Source organism: Halomonas sp. DP5N14-9 (genome assembly GCF_019802175.1).
GTDB classification, from domain to species: Bacteria; Pseudomonadota; Gammaproteobacteria; order Pseudomonadales; family Halomonadaceae; genus Halomonas; species Halomonas litopenaei.
The window spans coordinates 17586-36792 of record NZ_JAHVHR010000034.1 but is presented as its reverse complement, the minus strand read 5'-3'; the positions used below and the strand labels follow the sequence as shown (position 1 = coordinate 36792).

12 protein-coding genes are annotated in these 19207 nt (G+C 65.0%); 5 read left to right on the top strand and 7 right to left on the bottom strand.

The features are described 5' to 3' along the window. Nucleotides 1-87 precede the first annotated feature (87 nt). The 3 genes from pgsA to KUW00_RS19560 form a co-directional block, all read right to left on the bottom strand. Complete coding sequence (gene pgsA / locus KUW00_RS19570) at nt 88-636, bottom strand: CDP-diacylglycerol--glycerol-3-phosphate 3-phosphatidyltransferase (protein ID WP_108133171.1); 549 nt, start codon at nt 634-636, stop codon at nt 88-90. 94 nt (nt 637-730) lie between these two features. Beyond that, nucleotides 731-2545 (bottom strand): excinuclease ABC subunit UvrC, encoded by a 1815-nt coding sequence (gene uvrC, locus KUW00_RS19565; protein WP_045994189.1) that lies wholly within the window; start codon nt 2543-2545, stop codon nt 731-733. A 112-nt stretch (nt 2546-2657) separates the two neighbouring features. Then, nucleotides 2658-3302, bottom strand: a complete 645-nt coding sequence (locus KUW00_RS19560; RefSeq protein ID WP_045994188.1) for a response regulator — start codon at nt 3300-3302, stop codon at nt 2658-2660. Nucleotides 3303-3839: 537 nt separating this feature from the next. Between KUW00_RS19560 and KUW00_RS19555 the strand changes: the two genes are divergently transcribed. Then, nucleotides 3840-4589, top strand: coding sequence for a hypothetical protein (locus tag KUW00_RS19555; RefSeq protein ID WP_052704470.1), 750 nt, complete (start codon nt 3840-3842; stop codon nt 4587-4589). Nucleotides 4590-4603: 14 nt separating this feature from the next. Here the strand turns inward: KUW00_RS19555 and KUW00_RS19550 are convergent, their stop codons facing one another. From KUW00_RS19550 to KUW00_RS19535, 4 genes are all read right to left on the bottom strand, one after another. After that, complete coding sequence (locus tag KUW00_RS19550) at nt 4604-10030, bottom strand: ankyrin repeat domain-containing protein (protein ID WP_222569927.1); 5427 nt, start codon at nt 10028-10030, stop codon at nt 4604-4606. Between the two features lie 22 nt (nt 10031-10052). Further along, the gene (locus tag KUW00_RS19545; protein WP_045994186.1) at nt 10053-11525 is read right to left on the bottom strand and encodes a type IV secretory system conjugative DNA transfer family protein; all 1473 of its coding nucleotides are present in this window, start codon (nt 11523-11525) and stop codon (nt 10053-10055) included. A 51-nt stretch (nt 11526-11576) separates the two neighbouring features. Then, complete coding sequence (locus tag KUW00_RS19540; RefSeq protein ID WP_045994185.1) at nt 11577-12404, bottom strand: hypothetical protein; 828 nt, start codon at nt 12402-12404, stop codon at nt 11577-11579. 201 nt (nt 12405-12605) lie between these two features. Next, nucleotides 12606-14465 (bottom strand): DUF4231 domain-containing protein, encoded by a 1860-nt coding sequence (locus KUW00_RS19535; protein ID WP_222569926.1) that lies wholly within the window; start codon nt 14463-14465, stop codon nt 12606-12608. Nucleotides 14466-14906: 441 nt separating this feature from the next. Here KUW00_RS19535 and KUW00_RS19530 point away from each other — a divergent pair, with 441 nt between their 5' ends. The 4 genes from KUW00_RS19530 to KUW00_RS19515 all read left to right on the top strand — a co-directional run bounded on the left by KUW00_RS19530 (nt 14907) and on the right by KUW00_RS19515 (nt 19104). Further along, a complete protein-coding gene (locus KUW00_RS19530; RefSeq protein WP_045995038.1) occupies nt 14907-15905 on the top strand; it encodes a sialic acid TRAP transporter substrate-binding protein SiaP in 999 nt (332 codons plus the stop codon). A 46-nt stretch (nt 15906-15951) separates the two neighbouring features. Continuing rightward, a complete protein-coding gene (locus KUW00_RS19525; RefSeq protein ID WP_052704549.1) occupies nt 15952-16518 on the top strand; it encodes a TRAP transporter small permease in 567 nt (188 codons plus the stop codon). Between the two features lie 24 nt (nt 16519-16542). Then, nucleotides 16543-17922, top strand: a complete 1380-nt coding sequence (locus tag KUW00_RS19520) for a TRAP transporter large permease (RefSeq protein ID WP_108450206.1) — start codon at nt 16543-16545, stop codon at nt 17920-17922. 105 nt (nt 17923-18027) lie between these two features. After that, nucleotides 18028-19104 (top strand): Ldh family oxidoreductase, encoded by a 1077-nt coding sequence (locus KUW00_RS19515; protein WP_222569925.1) that lies wholly within the window; start codon nt 18028-18030, stop codon nt 19102-19104. Nucleotides 19105-19207 lie beyond the last annotated feature (103 nt).

Genomic DNA, 19207 nt, shown 5'->3' with positions numbered 1-19207 from the left:
TCGAGGACGTATTATACGGATAAGTCGGTGACTGTCAAACGCTTTTCCCTGAGTTTTCGAATAGGCCCCGGATCGCCAGAGCGCTGCCTACAGCGAGCGGCTAAGGTGCGGCCAGGCGGCACGCAGGTACTGGATCATCGACCACAGCGTCAGTATGGCGGCGGCGTACAGGGTGACAACGCCCAGTTCGGCGATCAGGTGGCCGGGAGGGAAGGCCAGCAGCAGCAGCAGGGCGACCATCTGCAGGGTGGTCTTTACCTTGCCGATCCAGGACACCGCGACCGAACCGCGCTTACCCATCTCCGCCATCCACTCGCGCAGTGCCGAGATGACGATCTCGCGGCCGATGATCACCAGCGCCGGCAACGTCAGCCAGGCGGCGTCATAGCGCTCGATCAGCAGTGCCAGCGCCACTGCCACCATCAGCTTGTCCGCCACCGGGTCGAGGAAGGCGCCAAATGGCGTCGACTGGTCCCACTTGCGCGCCAGATAGCCATCCAGCCAGTCGGTGATGGAGGCCAGGCCGAACAGGGCGGCGGCGGTCAGCATGCTGTATTCGAAGGGCAGGTAGAACAGCACCACCAGCAGGGGGATGAAGACGATGCGTGCCAGGGTCAGAATATTGGGAATGTTCATCGATACCGCTGTCCTTGCTGGAGGGGGGCGACAAGAAGCGACGGACGACGTTGGCGCCCGTCAAAGTGGTTCATTCTATCCGTGATACCTCAACTCATCCATGCAGGGCACGATGAATTGTGTCTGCCATGGTGGCGCTGATGCCGGGGACCCGAGCCAGTTCATCGCGGGTGGCCTGCTTGATGCCCTGGAGTCCGCCGAAGAAGCGCAGCAGTTCACGTCGGCGTTTGGGGCCGACGCCGGGGATATCCTGAAGTGTCGAGGTGCGCCTGGCCTTGTCTCGCTTGGCACGGTGGCCGGCGATAGCGAAACGGTGCGATTCGTCGCGGATGTGCTGGATAAGGTGAAGACCCGGCGAGGTCGGTGGCAGCGCCAGAGAGCGATCCACGGTCTCGACAAAGAGGGTCTCGAGGCCAGCCTTGCGGGTGGTGCCCTTGGCCACCCCGAGCAGGATCACGCCGTTGATGGCGAGCTCGGCGAGCACCTCTCGCGCCATGTTCAACTGGCCCTTGCCGCCGTCCACGACCAGGATGTCGGGTAATACGCCTTCCCCTTCGTTGAAGCGCTTGAAGCGACGAGTCAGCGCCTGCTGCATCGCTGCGTAGTCATCGCCGGCGGCGACTCCCTTGATGTTGAAACGCCGATAGTCGCTCTTGCGCGGGCCGTCCTGGTCGAACACGACGCAGGATGCCACCGTGGCCTCGCCGTGGCTGTGACTGATATCGAAGCATTCGAGCCGTTGCGGCGTCTCGTCGAGCTCGAGTGCCTGGCGAAGATCTTCGAAACGTTTGGCGAGCTGGGTCTGGTTGGCCAGTTGGCCGGCCAGTTGCTGCTCGGCGTTGGTGCGGGCGAGTTCACGCCACTGGGCGCGGTGACCGCGGACCTTGTCGGTCATGCGTACCCGGCGTCCGGCATGCTCGCTCAGCGCCCGGGCGATCAGTTCGGCGTCGGGTACGGCGTGGCTGGTCAGCACTTCGGTGGGGATCTCCCGGGCCTGTCCGAGGTAGTACTGGCTGACGAAGTCACCCAGCAGTTCCGGCTCCCCGAGATCGAGGCTGTTGGCGGGGCTGTAGTGCCGCGCCCCCAGCAGACGCCCCTGACGAATCGACAGCACCGAGATGCACAGGGCACCCGGCTGGGAGGCCAGGGCAAAGGCGTCGGCGTCTCCGCTGCCGGTATCCACCACCTGGCGCTGCTGCAGACGGCGCAGATCCTGCAACTGGTCGCGCAGACGTGCCGCTTCCTCGAAGTCGAGGGCCTGGCTTGCGGCCTCCATGTCGCGGGTCAGCTCCTGGCTGACCGATTCGCTGCGTCCTTCCAGGCACTGGATGGCGTGTTCGATGTCGCGGCGGTAGTCTTCTTCGCTGATGTAGCCCACGCAGGGGGCGCTGCAGCGCTGAATCTGATACTGCAGGCAGGGCCGGGTGCGGTGTGCGAAGACGCCGTCCTCGCAGTTGCGGATACGGAACACCTTCTGCATCAGCGATAGTGTTTCGCGCACGGCGCCGCTGGAGGGATAGGGCCCGAAATAGCGGCCGTCATCGTGGCGGGTCCTTGCGCGCTTGTGTTCCAGAGCGGGGAAGGGATGACGGTCGGTGACAAACACGAAGGGGTAGGACTTGTCGTCACGCAACAGGATGTTGTAGGGCGGTCTGAGCTGCTTTATCAGGGTCTGTTCGAGCAGCAGCGCCTCGGTCTCGCTGTTGGTCACCGTGACCTGGATGTCGTGGATGCGAGCGACCAGCGCCTGAGTCTTGGTATTGAGTGCGCCGCGAAAATAGCTCGCCAGGCGAGCCTTCAGGCGGCGAGCCTTGCCGATATAGAGGGTATTGGACTGGTCATCGAACATCCGGTAGATACCGGGTGATTCGCTGACGGTCTCGAGAAAGCGTCGGGCATCGAAGGTCATGGTCTGGTAAGGCTCACCCTGTCACATCACGTCAGGGAGCTCATGCTACCAGAGCCTGGCGGGGGACGTATCGTCCCCGACGGCACATTGGGTAAGAGCCTCAGGCTGGCTTCTAGTCTTCCTTGAAGCCTTCGACAAGCCCATGCCGCAGCCCCAGGTGGGTCAGGGCGACATCGGAATTGACGCCGAGCTTTTCGAAGATGCGATAGCGGTAGGTGTTGACCGTCTTCGGGCTCAGGAACATGCGATCGGCGATGTCGGCGACGCGTTGGGCGTTGACGATCATCATCGCGACCTGAAGCTCGCGCTGGGACAACTGATCGAACGGATTTTCCTCGTGGTCGATGCGCGACAGTACCAGCCGTTGAGCGATCTCCGGGCTGACGAAACGCTGTCCGGCGAACACCGCGCGGATGGCCTTGACCATTTCGTCGTGCTGGGAACCCTTGCTGATGAAGCCGTGGGCACCGGCCTCCAGCAGCCGCTGGGCAAAGGCTTCCTCGATAAAGGCCGTCAGCACAAGAATACGGATGTCCGAGGTCAGTCGGCGGATCTTGCGAGTGGCCTCGAGCCCGCCGATGCCCGGCATGCGAATGTCCATCACCACCACGTCGGGATTGAGGCGGCGAGTCTGGGCAATGGCCTCTTCTCCGTCCGCGGCTTCCCCGACGACATTGATGTCCTTCTCTGCATTGAGCAGATGAACGATGCTGGTGCGTACCAGGTGATGATCGTCAGCGACAAGAACCCTGATCAATGCCGATACTCCTGGAAAAGGTGAAAACTGGGATCATGGATTTGACCGAGGCGAGCCAATGCTCATTGCGGGGTCTTCTCATGATGATTCGCAGTAGACTGTCACAAATTGATCCTAAGGGGAATTGGGTCTCCGGGGGGCGACGGCGTTTTCAGCATAGCTGCATTGATAGTGTGCTATATCTCTGATAGCGGCGCACCGCGGTTTCGGGTGCTTGCCGCCCGGGACTGCTGCATGAGGCCCAACGTCCTGGTTGGCTTGATGTGATGCCACCTGTCGCGTCATTTCATGTTACCAGCCGCAGGGCGGGAGTGCAGGGTCGTAGGCGTGAACCGGGCGCCGCCACGGCGAGACCGTGGCGATGGTCGGGCGAAACCGTCATGCGGACGCGCCGGCAGGCTATGCTGAACTTGACCGGCGTCAATGAAAGCACGATTGCGTCCACGACACGCCTTGATCTGGTGCGCACTGGCTGCGTAGTGCGGCCCCGTGTCCCGATCGAGTCCTCTGGATGGCCAGTCTGGCCAAGGTTGCGCCATGTCCTGTCCCCTGTCTGAACAAGACTCCCTGCTCGCCGACAAGTTGCGTTTTCGCCTGGCGCGCCCCACCAGCGCCTATGACGTCCTTGGCTATCGTTGCACGGGGATACCTTGCACCCCGCCAGGCGCGCGCGAAGCGGTCTGGGCCAGGGACGACTACCGTTGTCGCTTTTGTGGCTTTCGCAGCGCCAAGTATCAGCAGGCGGTGACCCTGGGGACTGACAGTCGCAATGTCGATGATATCGTGACGGCCTGTCTGTTCTGTGATCAGGTGAATCGCCTGGATCTGGTGCCTTCCATGCGTTCCGGTGTACTGGTGTGGCTGCCCGGCGTGACCCAGGCGGACCTCAATCGGCTGGCCCCCGTCATTTTTGCTGCGCGCCTCGACAGGCGGCTGCAACTGCGAGCACGCGTCCTGCTGGAGCGTGTGATGGAGGCGCGAGCCGCCGCCAGAGAACGCTTCGGTAGCGACGATCCACTGACCCTGGTCGAGTTGCTGAGAGCGAGGGGAGAGGGGCGAGCGGACGGCCTGATGCAGCAAGGCTTGCGCCTTTTTCCGCTGGATCGGCGGGTCGTCAGTCAACAGGGGCTTTGCTTCAATCAGTTCCCGCAGATTCTGGCGTACTGGCGCTCGAGGAAGGGCCCGCTAGGGGGCGAGCGAATCGCCGAAGCGCTGGCGATGAGCGAATCGCGGCTGATGGCCGGGGGCGGTTCAGATGCCACCGCCTCTTCGGTTCCGTCGTCCTGACGTCCGTAGCTTGGTCAGTCCAGCGGCGCGTGGATGCGCTCGGGCAATCCGGCAGCGATGGGTTCGTCATCGAGCATCTCGATGTTGCCGCTGGCGCTCAGCATGAAGCGGGCGAGAAAAAAGGCGTCGGCATAGTAGAGCGTCGCCAGGTAGCGATAGACGTCTTCGTCATCGGCCGGGTCCTGGCGCGGCGCGTGACAGCTTCCGGCGACGATGGCCTGAATATCGGGATGGACCGGGAGCAGCGGATCCTCGAGCGAATCGACAATATAGAAGGGACCGTCCGGCCCCCTGACGAAGAAGCAGAAGAAGCGCAGGTAGCCGAGCGCATTGGCAGCGCAAAGCTGGATCGGCTGGCGAGCGTTCAACTCGTGGATCGGCGGTGCAGTACCGGTCAGCCGGGTCAGCGGGCGCGGCACGTGGTCTCCAGCAGCGCCTTCCTCGACGAAGTACAGCGCCAGGCCCTGCATCCAGTCGGGATGTTGCAGGCGTATCAGGGTGGCGTCGGGGTACCAGGGCAGTCGGCAGGCGTCGGCCACCAGTCTGTTGTCGGCGAGATGCTTTCCATCAATACGGCTGCCGCAGGGCCAGTGGGACTCGACAAATGCCGGCCTGCAGCGCCGCCAGGGGTACTGCCAGGGGTTGCCTTCCAGGGTCGGGGCGAGAGCGCCGCGGGCAATCGCTGGATCGGGGTCCATGTCGTTGGGCGAGGTGCCTGCGCACTGTTCCTGGTCCCCATCCGCCGCAGGGGCGCGCAAGGCCGCCACCGCTTTCTCGATAACCGCGGTGGACTGACCCGCGCCTTCGAGCCAGGCAAGTATCCTGGGGTCGGCCACCGGGCCGTCCTCGAGGGCGCGTCCAGCGTCGTCGCGAGTGCATGTCCGGGTCAGACGTTCAGCGTATACCTGGGCGACGCTGCGTCCGTCGCGAGTTCGCATGGCCGCATCGGCGTTTCGCTGAATCAAGGCCAGCGCCAGTGGAAACTGGCCTAGTGACAGCGCGATCAGCACCGGTGCATCGCGGTCACGAGTGGCCATGTCAATATCGGCTCCGGCGTCTGCCAGCACGATAGCGATGTCCTTGTAACCGCCTTCGGCGGCCAGTTGCAAGGCGGTGACGCCTGGCTGTTCTGCGCAGGCATCGACCTCTGCGCCGGCGGCTACAAGCCGTTCGACCAGGGTTTGGTGATTGAACTGTACGGCCAGGTGCAGAGGGTGCCAGCCCTCGGCGTCGCTGGCGTCACAGTCTGCCCCCGCCATGATAAGCGTCTCGACCAGGTCCAGCGCTCCGCCGACACAGGCCAGGTGGAGCAGAGTGGGGGCTAGGGGCGCCTTGGCGCTTCCTCTTGTGGCAACGCCTGGCTCGGTTGCCTGCTCGATGTCCGCCTGCTCGATGACCCCCTGCCCGATGAGCAGGACCTTGGCCGCCTCGCTCGCGCCCTTGAGGCAGGCGAGCTGCAGGGCGCTCATGGCGTGCTTGTCGAGGACATCCACCGATACGCCGCCGAGATCCAGCAATGCCGTGACGACCTCGGCTCGATTGGCCAGGGCGGCCAGGTGAAGCGCCGTGCGGCCATCCGGGGTGGTGGCCTGCATGTCGGCCCCGTGGCGAGCCAGCAGCCTGATTGGCTCGGCATGTCCCTGATCGGCGCACAGGTGCACCAGGTTCCAGCCGGCAAAGGGGCTGCGACCAGGCCAGTGCAATTGGGTGTTCGGGTCGCTGCCGGCGCGTAGCAGTACCTCGGCACAGGCGACATGACCACCGGTCACCGATGCCTGCAGCGCGGTCTGATGGATCGGTTGCTCTGCCTTGGTGTCTTCTCGATGGTCTCTGGCGTCGAGTGTGGCAGTTGTATGGCAGAGCAGGGCCAGGGTATCCGGGTGGCCGTGCTCGGCGGCCAGGTGCAGCGCTGTGCGGCCGTCGCCGATCGCCGCGGCGGGATCGGCCCCGTGCTCGAGCAACAGCTCGGCCACCCTGGTGGCTCCGCGGGCGGCGGCGATGTGCAAGGGGGTGTGTTCGAAGTCGCCGAGCTTGCCTGACGGGACTCCCTTTGCGCCTTCCTTGCGCCAGGCATCCTGCCGTTCCCGGGCGCTGCTTTCCTTGCCCCAGTCCGCGGCGAGCGCGAGGGCACCGAGGTCGGCGCCGCGTTCAATCAGCCAGCGGGCTATTTCCGGATGATCATTGTAGGCGGCCAGGTGCAACGGCGTGGCGTCGTTGGCCAACCTGGCGTCGATCTCGAGTCCTTGGGCCACCAGCGCCTCGGCGGCCTTCACATGATTGCCGCGGGCGGCGAAGTGCAGATAGCTCCAGTGCGTCTGATGGGGGGCTGCCGGGTCAGCCCCGAGGGCAATCAGGTGGCTGATGGTGTCGGCTCGATCGTTGGCGATCGCCTGTTCCAGCGGGGTCTGACGGTTGGCGTTGGTGAGGTCGGGGCTCTGGCCGCGTTGCTGTATCAGGTAGTCGAGCACCCTGTGCTGGCCGGCGAGCGCGGCCAGGTGCATCGGTGTCTGGCCGTGGGGCGCTTGCTGTGCGTCCAGGCTGGCCCCTGCTTCCACCAGACGCTGCAGGCAGTCGACGGCTCCTGCCTGTGCCGCCAGGTGTACGGGGCGCCAGTGGTCCTCATCGGCGTGGTCAGGATCGGCACCGGCCGCCAGCAGCGGTTGCAACAGGTCGAGGCGGTTTTTCCAGACCGCCCAGAAGGTCGCGGTGCGGCCATCCTTGCGCGGTAGATCGACCGCCTCGGGCCTTCTGGCCACCATTGCCGCGATGATATCGGCGCGCTGGTAGAAGGTGGCCAGGATCAGGTGTGTCGGCTTGCGAGGGCTCTGGGTGACCACCGCTGCAGGATCGGCTTCCAGCAGCAGCAGGGTGAGGCAGAACTCCCGCAGGCGGGCAAGCTCCTTGGTCGTTGGCGGGCCTTCGCCGAGCACATCATGCCAGATCGCCAGCACCCGGGCCGCGCGATCCAGGTAGAGCAGGCGATAGGCGTTCCAGCGCGCGGCGTCCGGCGGGCTAGCAAGACAGTGCTCGGCTTCCCCCACCAGTTGGCGGACGCATTCGCGTACCGGGCGCTCCCGTTCCAGCCACTCGCTGGCCTGGGGCCAGTGGTGGAGTACCGCTTCGTGGACCAGGCGGACACGCCCGTGGCGTTCATCGATCAGCAGGCGCCGCTCGCGCAACGCCCGGGCCAATTGAAAGGCGTCTGTGGCATCCGCCGCGGGGAAGACCGTGGCGGGTAGCGTAAAATGCTTTTCGCCGACCTGGCGCCAATCCACCAGGCGACGCAGCAGGTCACCGACGACGCTATCCGACCACAGTGCGCCGGACGCCGCCTTGGCCTGCTCGAAGGCCTCATTGGCGAGTTGGGTGATGGCGCCTTCGATACTGTCGTGGCCCTCGGCGTTGGCGGTGTCCAGTACCCACAGGGGGGGCTCCCGCTGGCGGTCGCCCCCGTCGGGGGGACGAGGGTGACCGGTGGCCTGGAAGGCCTCGGAGCCAGACGCGCTCTCGGTGAAGCCTGCTGTGGCGCTGGTGCCGAGCCCCTGGATGTCGTTGTCGTCCTGGCGGTCACCACTGCGGCCAAAGCTCGTGGTGATAGCGTCACCCAGGGACGCCGAGTCAGCGATGGTGGCTTCCTCGGCAAGCCGCAGGCCGTGCTCGTAGAGATTGCGCAGCGCCAGTGACAACAGCGGCAGCAGGCTGTCCTGGGCGTCGCCTCGACCATGATGGCCGCGAATCCGCTGGATATTGTCCTTGAGCCGGGCTACCAGGGCGTCGCTGATGGCCAGGCGTCCGGTCAGCCGAAAGGGCTTGCGAATAATTTCGTCGAGACTGTTGTCAGGAGGAAACGACATCCTCGTTACCTGGCCAGTGGCATGGAGTTCGTTGAGCAGACTGTCGCGCTCCACCAGCTCCTGACGGTTTCCCTGGAGGGTGACAAAGATGCCCAGACGCGGGGCCAGGGCGCGGCATGAATGGGTCGCGTGGAGCCACTGCACCAGCGGATCCCAGAACTCGGCTTCCTGTTGTTCGCCATACAGAGCGTCGACGATCTCCTCGAACTGGTCGAACCCCAGCAGCAGACGAGGAGGTCGAGCCAGGCGCGTGGCGGCGGCGTCCAGCAGTAGACACAACTCCTCGTTCAGGGCTTCGATACGCAGGTCCGTTGACGTCCTTCCCAGCAGACGGCGAGCTCTCCTGGCAGTTGGTTCATCGCACCAGCCGGCGCCTTCCAGGCGTTTCACGATGGCGTCGAAGAGCATTGTCAGCACGCATCTGTCGCCGCTTCCTGCGTCCGTGGCTCGGCTATCCGGGGCCAGGTCGGAAGGGCGCAATATGCAATCAAGGCAGCGATGATCGGCGCTGTCCGCTACCAGGGCACCGATGATGCCGGCACGCAGGAACGACGACTTGCCCGAGCCGCTTCCGCCCTCGACCCAGACCACGGGGACCCGGTCCTGCTGGTTCCAGCGCTGCTTGAGTTCCTCTCTCAAGGTGCTTCGCTGGTCGGAGCGCCCGCAGAAAAGCGCGTGGTCCCCGACGTCGTAGGACTCCAGACCCTTGAAGGGGTCTCGGTCCGACGCCGTCAGGGCCAGGTTCAGGTCCCGCTCCATGAAACGTCTCAATTCGCCGATAAAGGCGTCCTGAGAATCGATGACACGAATGACGTGGCCGCGACGTTGCACGAAGGCAACCAGATTGATCAGTTGCTTGAGCTGCTGGGTGCGGTCTTCCAGTCGCCTGGTGATGCAGGCTGAATCCGTTCCGCACTTGTCCTGGCATTCATGAAAGTGACGATAGTTGCCCCAGGCGGCTTTCAGTGGCTCGGTGGTGTCCAGCAGGTCCCTCGGCCCGACCAGACACAGCAGCAGTGGCAGTGCGCGAGATCCTGCCGATGCCTCCTGGCGCTGTCGCTCGCGGTAGGCCAGGGTGGCCAGCAGTTCAAAGGTGGAACCGGTAAGGGCGAATCCACCACGGTCGGCCCAGGCGTTGTCCCAGGGAATCACCAGGCCTGGGCTATCGCCGCCGTCGTCGGGCTTCATGGGATCGAGGACCCGCAGGTCATCGATGGGGTGATGGCTTGCCAGAGGGCTACCGACCTTTTCACCGAAAAGGCAGATCACCCCTCTGCAGAGGGGATCCGAGGGGTGGGGAATCTGCTGCTGGGCCGGCACCGCATCATCGAAACCGTCTTCGGCGGTATCGACCTCCCAGGCGTAGAGCCGAAGGCCGTGATCGTCGGCGGCCTGGTGATGCAGCGTCTCGATCTCGTCCCTGCAGGCGCGGCGCAGGTAGGCCACGTCACCGGGTGACGCAAGAAAGATGCTGGGGTGTTTCAGCGACGGAAAGGTGTTTTCAGATGAACCGGATGAACCGGCTGTCCCGGGAGGGGGGAGGTCGGTCGCTGTGGCGTTCGGGGGCTCGCGGGAGACGTCGCTCATGGGCTGGGTCCTGTCCCGGGCGTCAGGCCCACTGCGCCAGCAGTCGATCCAGGAAGGCAGGATCGACCACCGGTGGTGGCGTAGGCTTTGGCCGTGCCGGACTGACTCTGCGCAGACGACGTTGCGGACGCAGCGCCTGGGGCATGATCTCTCGGCTGCTGTCGTGCAAGGGGTTGCGGTCGAACTGGCCACGAAACAGCGGGTCGCTGCGGTATTCCGGTCGCCTGGCCAGGCGTGCCTCGTCGCCGGCGATCAGCAAAAGCATCTCGTCGAAATCCAGGTCGAGCAGCTCCTCCGGGCGCGGGAAGCCGGTCAGGGTCGCCAGGTCCATCGCCGCGTTCATGTTGGGTACGCCAAAGGACTGCACCACCCGACAGTTGTTGAGCATGGTCTGCCAGTCCTGGGGATACAGCTGTCGCAACTGGCTCATGTCCTGCCAGAAGCTCCAGGTCTGCAGGCCGTAGCCGCGCAGCAGGGTGATGGCCTGTCGCAGCTGCGGCAGAGGACCGAGCTGGGGTGCCTCGTCGAGCAGGAACAGGGTACGCAGCGCTGGCGCCCGGCGTCGGCGCACCACCGCCGCGATCAGTACGCCGATCCACAGTCTCAGCAGGCGGCCGTGGGATTCGAGCTTCTCCGGGGGAATCACCAGGTAGATCGATAACAGTTCCCCGCGGGTGACGTCGTCCAGCGAAAAGGTGGAGTCCTGGGTAGCCTCCAGTACCGCTTCACCGCGCAGGAAGCCGAGACTGTTCTGGGCGAAGGCCATGTAGCCGGCCAGGGTGGTCTCGGCCGGCAGAGTCAGACTGGCGGCGGTGGCTTCCAGGTCCGGATCCTGCATCTGGCGCATGCGCTCGGCCAGCTTGGCCAGCTCTTCGGTATCCTGGCTGACCATCTTGCGTAGCTTGCCGAGCAGCCCCTTGCGCTGTTCCGGCTGGCTGCGGATCAGGTAGAGCAGCAGACCATTGAGCACCTGCTGGGCGCGCTGCAGCCAGAAGCGGTCACGGCCGTCGAAGCCGTGTGACTCCATCATCAGCTCCGACAGCATGGCGATGTCATCGAGCTCGGTGCGTGAATTGGGGATGACGATGTCGGTGGGGTCCAGCCGATCTGCCGGCAGGTCGGTGATGCCCATGGGGTCGAGCACGATGACCCTGTGGCCCATCTGGCGGCGGCGACGGGCGGTCACCGCCGCATTCTCGCCCTTGGGGTCGACCACGATCACCGGCCCCGGATAACGCAGCAGGGTGGGGATGATGCAGCCGGTTCCCTTGCCCGAGCCGGTGGGGGCAATGGTCATCAGATGGCCGCTGCCCTCGAACAGGATCGGATCGAGCTGCTCCTGGTTCGCGTTGGTGCTTGGCGCCCCGATGCGGAAACCGAACGGCTGATGAGGCTGACCCTGCTCCAGCGACCAGCCCACCAGCAGACCGTCCCCCTCCACCGATGACGGCAGGCGACGAGGGGGCAGAGGCGAATCATCCGGTACCAGGGTCATGGTGTGGGGTCCTCGTGGGCAGGCAAGGGGGCTCAGCGCAGGTAAGCTGATTCAGGGCAGGCGCACCGCGCCGATAAAGCGTTCCAGTCGCAGCGGCAGATCGTCGAGCAGGGTGCGGTCCTCTTCCATGTGGACCTCGCCGTCGCGCAGCACCGTGAAGTCGCAGTCCCACAGCGAGCGCCCGTAGACCACCGGTACCTGGATGTGCCAGGCGACGACCGGACTGTCGACGTCGCTGTTGAGGGAGCGCTGTTCAGCCAGATCCCCGCTGTGCAAGGTCATGGGGGCTGGCGCGTCGGCTTCGTCGTTGGCGCATACCACACGGGGGGGATAGCTCACCTTGGACAGCGCCTGACGGACCGCATCGAGCGCCTGAGGCGGCGGATCGGCATCGACCCAGGGAAAATAGTCGGCGGATTCCAGCACACGAAAACGGCCGCTCTCGGCACCTCCGATGATGAACCCGGTGAACAGGTGCAGGTATTCCAGCGCCGCGGCTGGGGAAGTGGCAGGATCGCCATAGACACTGTTCAGTCGAAACAGCGCCTTGCTGGTCAGGTCCAGCGGCCAGACACCGCTCTGGCCATAGATGAAGGCGAACAGGCCGGGGCCTTCTTCGGTCTCCAGCAGGACGTCGCAGAGCAGATGGCGGCGATAGCACAACAGTGGCATGGCGCGGATCGCCAGGGCGGTAAAGCACTCGCAGGTGGGCCGGATATCGTCGGCGAGCTGGGCCTGGGTCAGGTCCAGCAACAGCGGCAGACTGTCCTCGGGGGACAGCGTCTTCCAGTCCCCCGGGACGGGCGGCACGCTGGGAAAGGCCTGGTCTGCAGGCGTGAGGTGCTTCTCGAGAAATGTCTCCCAGCGATCTCGGTCCATGCAGGCCTCCGCCTGTATCGGGGCTACCGCTTCAGAAGCCCCGGTGGTGCAGCAGGGGCCGGGGGGCTGTCTTCACCCTAGATAGCCGCTGTCGTCTTGGCAACGGCTTCGGCGCCAATCAGAGCGGCAAAAATCTGGTGTCTCTCGATCATGAATCCCGTGTGCAAGGCGGCCAGGTCAGCAGGTACTTTTCCGACGGGCCTAGAATCCGGGCACCAGCTCCCGCTCGCTGTAGATCATGCTCCAGACCTTGAGGTCGTCGGCCATCGTCAGCTGCAGCTGACCGAGCAGACGACGGACCACGGGGCGCTCCGGTGTGTTCAGGCGAGAGGTCAGCTTGCTGCCCAGGCGCTTCAGGCGTTGACTCATGCGCCGGGACTGCTGAGCGGCGGCACGTAGATCGCCGGTGGCGCGGATGCCGAAGATGGCCGCGCCCAGCACCGGCAGAAAGCCGCCGAGCAGGGTGGCTACGGGCTTGTAGAGCTCCGCCGGAAGTGCCGGACCGTTGAGGTAGACCAGATAGCACACCAGATACAGGACGCCACTGGCCAGCGTCAGCCAGAGCGCCCCCTTCGCCAGGTACTCGAGGCGATCGTCCTGAGTCTCCAGGCGCTCGGCGGTTTTTCGGTGATAGCCGATCTGGCCGTCGATCTCTTCGTGCAGGGCCACGTCCAGGGCCCGCCTGAGGCTATCACCGGAGACGACGGCGTCGGGTGGGCCGATTTCCCGCAGTGAGCAGCGCACGTACCAGGGAATCCAGTCGAAGCGACCGTTGTCCACCGGCGGCTCGGCGGCGCCGACGGGTGAGGTACCGATCAGCAGCGATAGCCGTGCCGGGCGGATCGCCTCGGCCAGGCTGCGGTAGGCCAGCCAGCGGCTCTGCCACTGCCCACGACGCCCGAGCCAGGTGATGAGCAGGATGCTGGCGATGATCGCAAGCTCCATGCTGACCAGCAGCGCCTTGACGCCCTTGCTGTCCCACGCCAGCACCGCCAGCAGACCCACCAGCACGGCGAGCGCTGCCAGCAGGAAGTTGGTGGTGTAGGCGCTGCGAAAGCGGTGAGCGTAGTCGATGGCGCGATTGTCTGCGGCGATCCAGCGTTGTCGCAGGCGCTGGTCCAGGGTCGCCTCGTAGCTATCACCGCCAAGATGGTGTGCGGCTCTGAGTGTTTCCTTCCAGGCTCCGCTGCGTTCACGTTCAAGCCCCAGGTCGACCGATGTGGCGAAGGGTACGTCGCGCACCAGCAGGGCGCGCAGCCACTCATGAACACAGTGACGGGTGCGCGGCCGTGGGGTCTGGCGGGCAAAGTCGCCAAGGCCCTTGAGCGGGCAGCTGGCGTCGTCGGGGCCGCGGCCCAGCAACAGCAGCTGTTCGAGTCGGTCGTTCAGTAGCTGGCTGATGTCACCTGGCGTCAGGGCTTTCCAGTCGCCGTCGTCCAGGGGCTCGACGACGTGCTCTCGGGGGACCCACAGGTGCAACTGGCCCTGCAGGTCGAGCCACAGTGTGATCAGGCCACGCAGGCGTGCCTCGTCGATGATCTCGGCGGTACCTCCACGCCCTCGGGAGGGCTTGCCGTCCCATACCGCCAGTAATACGTCGGAATGCGCCAGCACCAGATGGCCGGCCGCCTCGTAACCGGCTTCCCGCTGATCGCAGGGCTCGCCGAGGTCGAGTTCGGTACAGCTGGTCACCGCCGGATGCTCGAACCAGCGCCAGTAGTCGGCCAGGGCGTCGCCATTGAAGTCGTCGGCGTATTGCCGACGTCGAAAGGGCAGGATCAGGTTGATCTCGTAGCCACGTGAGGCCGCCGCCTCGGCGACCAGCCGGTCGGCTCCCTCGGCGATGGCGCTGGCCAGTCGCATGCAGGCAGGCTCATCGGCATAGAGGCCGGGTTCGGCCTGTGCTCCCAGCCGGCGCGTCTCGGTGGCGAGGCGTTCGAGTATGTCCTGAGCCGCCTTGCCCAGCGCATCATGGTCGGCCTCCGCCAGGTCCTTGGGGCGGTGCCCGGTCACGCCCACGCGCAGGGTGAGTCGAGGGGCAAGATAGGCATTGTCGGTCACGGCGTGTCTCCGGGCTCGTCGAAGGGATCCTCTGGGGATCGCGTCGTGGCTTACTGGAGCATAGGTGAGGTCGCCTCGTTTCGCCGGCCAGCGAGTCTGACGGCAGGCTGCTGGCGTCCAGGGCGAGCGTCTGCGGGACCAGGCTCAGGCCGGTGATGTCAGGGCGATGCAGGATAAGTCCCAGGTCCTGTGGGTAGGCGCCATGATCTTCCGCACACGCCTGCAAAGCTCCCTTGCACTGGTGCCTCTTCATGGCCGACGTTGGTGGAGCATCGACCAAAGTCTCGTCGTCACTTCCTTGCATGGGCCAGTGGGGACAACTAGATTCAGTCTCGGTGGTATGACACGTATACAGTCGCCCAGGCATGGAGCCTGTCGATTCGATTGCGTGCATCCACCTTGCACACTCCACACGCCACAAGAGCCCGGGAGAACAACAAGATGCGCCCCAATCACTGCCAGCCGCCCGCCCGCTTCATTCGTCGTAGCCTGATCGCCGCCATGGTCGGCGTCAGCCTGTCGGCGGCCGCCCAGGCGGAAACGCTGACCTTCGCCCACGTCTACGAGACCTCGGAGCCTTACCACGAGTGGGCCGTCTGGGCCGGCGAAGAGATCGAGAAACGCACCGATGGCCGCTACTCGGTGGAGGTGCACCCAGCCTCTTCACTGGGCAAGGAAGCCGACATCAACGAGGGGCTGAGCCTCGGCACCGTCGACCTCATCTTTACCGGCAATCAGTTCGCCGGCCGTTCCTACGGTCCCATCGGCATCGCCGGTGCGCCCTACATGTTCCGTGACTTCGATCACTGGCAGGCCTACGTCGACAGCGACCTGTTCGCCGAGATCGCCCAGGGCTATGAGGACGCTACCGGCAACGTGCCGCTGGCGATGAATTACTACGGCAAGCGCCACACCACGTCCAACGAGCCGATCAATACGCCGGAGGACATGCAGGACCTGAAGATCCGCGTCCCCAACGCGCCGATGTACATGATGTTCCCCGAGCAGGTCGACGCCAATCCTACGCCGATCGCCTTCGCCGAGGTCTATCTGGCCCTGCAGCAGGGTGTCGTCGACGCCCAGGAAAACCCGCTGCCCACGATCAAGGCCAAGGCCTTCTACGAGGTGCAGGACGTCATCAACCTGACCGGTCATATCACCGACTCCCTGATCACGATTGCCGGCGGTCCGCTGTGGAATCGCCTGTCCGAAGAGGATCGGCAGATCTTCCGCGACGTCTATGAAGAGGCCGGCGAGAAGATCACCGCCGACATCGTGCAGCAGGAGCAGGACCTGGTGGCCTGGTTCGAGGAGCAGGGCGTCACCGTCAACGAGGTCGACACCGCACCGTTCCGCGAAGCAGTGATGCCGGCTCACAACGGTGACGCGGCGACCTGGGACCAGGAAACCTACGATCGCCTCCAGGCTATCGGCCAGTAAACGACGGAGGGGAGGGCGCCGTGCGCCCTCCCTCGGGAGATCCTTCATGACCCGATCTGACGTGAGTGACCCTGGCGTCGAACACGAGACCACCAGCGCCTTCGAGGTGCCCGATGACGACGACCGGATCCGGCCGGGTGACTACGGCATCGAGGACTATCTGACGCTGGTGGTCTTCTGGCTTCTGGCGTTGGACGTCTTTGTTCAGTTCTTCAGTCGCTACGTGCTCGGCAACTCCATCGCCTGGACCGAGGAGATCGCCCGCTACCTGCTGGTAGCGGTGGGTTTTCTCGGCAGCGCCATGGCCGCCCGCAAGGGCTCGCATATCGCCGTGGAATTCTTCTATCGCTACCTGTCGGAGCCCACCGCCCGGGTCATGTGGACCCTGGTGGATCTGGTGCGTATCGCCTTTCTCGGCATGCTGGCCTGGATCACCTGGCAGCTGGCCCAGCGCACCAACTCGATGATGGTGTCGGTGGACCTGCCCAAGAGTCTGCTCTATTACGTGGTGCTCTTCGGGGTGGTGCTGATGCTGGTGCGCTCGATCCAGCTGGCGGTGCGTCACTGGCGCACCGGCGAGAGCGAATTGATGTTTCGCGACGATGACGACTGAGCGCCACGAACAAGGAACAACCCCATGACTGAAGCAATGATCAGTGCCCGGCGCGGATCGCCAGTGCCTCCGGTGGTGGCGGCACTGGCGGTCGTCGGCTGCATCGCGCTGGCGTTTTTCGAGAACTACCTTTCGTTTCTGTTTGCCGCCCTGTTTACCCTGCTGGTCTGCGGGGTGCCCATCGCCATCAGCCTGGCCGGCTCCTGCCTGATGTACGTTCTGCTGACAGGACGCGTGCCCGACGTGGTCGTAGTGCACCGCATGGTCAACGGCATCGATAGCTTCCCGCTACTGGCGATCCCTTTCTTTATCCTCGCCGGCAACCTGATGAACAACGGCGGCATCACCACCCGCATCTTTGACTTCGCCAAGGCGCTGATGGGCTGGATGCGTGGGGGCCTGGGCCACGTCAACGTCGGTGCCAGCATTGTCTTCTCGGGGATGTCCGGTGCCGCCGTGGCCGATGCCGGTGGCCTTGGCACCATCGAGATCAAGGCCATGCGCGACGCCGGCTACGATCAGGAGTTCGCCGTCGGCATCACCGCAGCGTCTTCGACCATCGGCCCGATCATTCCGCCAAGCCTGCCCATGGTGATCTATGGGGTGATGGCGTCGGTCTCGGTGGGGCAGCTATTCGCCGCCGGCCTGGTGCCGGGCCTGCTGATGGGTCTGACGCTGATGGTGATGATCACCTGGCTGTCGCGGCGTCGCGGCTACCAGCGCGATGCACGGTTCTCGGTCTCGGTGCTGGGCAAGACGTTCTCGCGGGCCTTCCTGTCGCTGCTGACCCCGGTGATCATCGTCGGCGGCATCGTCACCGGTGCCTTTACCCCGACCGAGGCGGCGATCGCGGCGGTGGTCTATGCGCTGATTCTGGGGGGACTGGTCTACCGTACCCTGACCTGGCGGCGACTGTTGAAGGTCAGCATGGAAACCATCGAGACCACCGCGGTGATCCTGTTCATCGTTGCCGGCGCCTCGATCTTCGCCTGGATCCTGACCAGCAACCAGGTCACCCAGCACGTCATGGGACTGCTGGGACCCTTCCAGGACAATCCCATTGCCGTGCTCCTGATCATCAATCTGGTGCTGATCGTGGTGGGCTGCTTCATGGAGACCATCGCCGCCATTACCATCCTGGTGCCGGTGCTGCTGCCGGTAGCGGTGGCCTCCGGGGTGGACCCGGTGCACTTTGGTGTGATCATGGTGCTCAACCTGATGATCGGCCTGTTGACCCCGCCGGTGGGCATGGTGCTCTACGTGCTGTCGCGGGTGTCGCATATCTCCTTCGAGAAGTGCATGCGCGGCACCCTGCCTTTCCTGATCCCTCTGGTGGTGGCGCTGTTGCTGGTGACCTTCATTCCGGCGATTTCGCTGTGGTTGCCGACGCTGGTCTACCGCTGAGTCCCGGGTCGCCGCTGCGGCGGTGACGCGGTATGGCCGAGTCAAGGCGGCGCCGAGCGATCGGCGCGCGCCTTGCGGCCCTTATCCCCCTCACAAGGAATCCCCATGAGTGCCAGTCAATACGAGGCCTGTCGGGTCGATTACAAGGATCTGCATCGCTTTATCGAACAGGCGCTGGCGGCTGCCGGCGCCGATCAGGCCTCCCGGGAAGCGGTGGCCAAGGCGTTGGTCACGGCCTCGCTGATGGGCACCGACAGCCACGGCCTGAGGCTATTGCCGCACTACCTCAACGCCCTGCAAGGCGGGCGGATCAAGGGCAGCCCGACGCCGAGCATCAAGCAGCGTCTGGCCGGCACTGCGGTACTGGACGCCGATGATGGCTTCGGCCACCTGGCCGGGTATCGGGCCATCGATCATGCCGTCAGCATGGCCCGGGAGGTCGGCATCGGTGCGGTGGCGGTCGGCAACTCGTCGCACTTCGGTGCCGCCGGCTGCTACGCCCTCGCCGCGGCAGAGCAGGGCATGCTCGGCATGGCCTTTTGCAATTCCGATCCGTTCGTCCTGCTCCACGGTAGTCAGCGGGCCTTCCACGGCACCAATCCGATCGCCTTCGCTGCACCGGTGGCCGGCGAGGATCCGTATCTGCTGGACATGGCCACCAGCTCGGTGCCCATGAATCGGGTGCAGCAGTATGCGGCCATCGGACGGCCCTTGCCGGCGGACATCGCCGCGACCAGCGACGGCAGCACGACCACCGATGCCCGCCAGGTCAGCGCCTTGTTGCCGGTAGGTGGCGCCGGCTTCGGTTTCAAGGGGGCCGGGCTCGGTGGCATGGTCGAGGTGCTGAGTTCGACCCTGGCCAACATGGTCCACGGTTTTCGCCTGCTGCCGATGGGCGGGCCGGACATGTCGACTCCGCGCGGCGTCGGCCACTTCTTTCTGGTGATGGACCCGGGCGCCTTCGAGGAGCGCAGCGCCTTCGAGCGTCGCCTGGCCGAGTACCTCAAGGATCTGCGCGAGATGACGCCGCTAGAGGGTCAGCGGGTGCTGGCGCCGGGGGATCGCGAGTGGCAGACCCGCGATGAGCGCAAGCAGACCGGCATTCCCCTGGACCATGCCCAGCGCGATCAGTATCGCCAGATCGCCGAGCGCTTTGCGCTGACGGCGCTGACCGAGCACTGACCGAGCGCCGTCGAGGCTTGGCCTGGCCCGGGGGGTGAGTGTGCCGCAGTGACGCCTTGCTGCCCAGGGGGTGCGCCTTGCAGTACCATGTGCGCCGTGTCCC

Bases quoted from the DNA above. Each gene is read 5' to 3' on its own strand.
- KUW00_RS19555 (WP_052704470.1), top strand. From the start codon at position 3,840: ATGTCCTGTCCCCTGTCTGAACAAGACTCCCTGCTCGCCGACAAGTTG.
- KUW00_RS19530 (WP_045995038.1), top strand. From the start codon at position 14,907: ATGCGCCCCAATCACTGCCAGCCGCCCGCCCGCTTCATTCGTCGTAGC.
- KUW00_RS19525 (WP_052704549.1), top strand. From the start codon at position 15,952: ATGACCCGATCTGACGTGAGTGACCCTGGCGTCGAACACGAGACCACC.
- KUW00_RS19550 (WP_222569927.1), bottom strand. From the start codon at position 10,030: ATGAGCGACGTCTCCCGCGAGCCCCCGAACGCCACAGCGACCGACCTC.
- pgsA (WP_108133171.1), bottom strand. From the start codon at position 636: ATGAACATTCCCAATATTCTGACCCTGGCACGCATCGTCTTCATCCCC.
- uvrC (WP_045994189.1), bottom strand. From the start codon at position 2,545: ATGACCTTCGATGCCCGACGCTTTCTCGAGACCGTCAGCGAATCACCC.
- KUW00_RS19520 (WP_108450206.1), top strand. From the start codon at position 16,543: ATGACTGAAGCAATGATCAGTGCCCGGCGCGGATCGCCAGTGCCTCCG.
- KUW00_RS19540 (WP_045994185.1), bottom strand. From the start codon at position 12,404: ATGGACCGAGATCGCTGGGAGACATTTCTCGAGAAGCACCTCACGCCT.
- KUW00_RS19545 (WP_045994186.1), bottom strand. From the start codon at position 11,525: ATGACCCTGGTACCGGATGATTCGCCTCTGCCCCCTCGTCGCCTGCCG.
- KUW00_RS19515 (WP_222569925.1), top strand. From the start codon at position 18,028: ATGAGTGCCAGTCAATACGAGGCCTGTCGGGTCGATTACAAGGATCTG.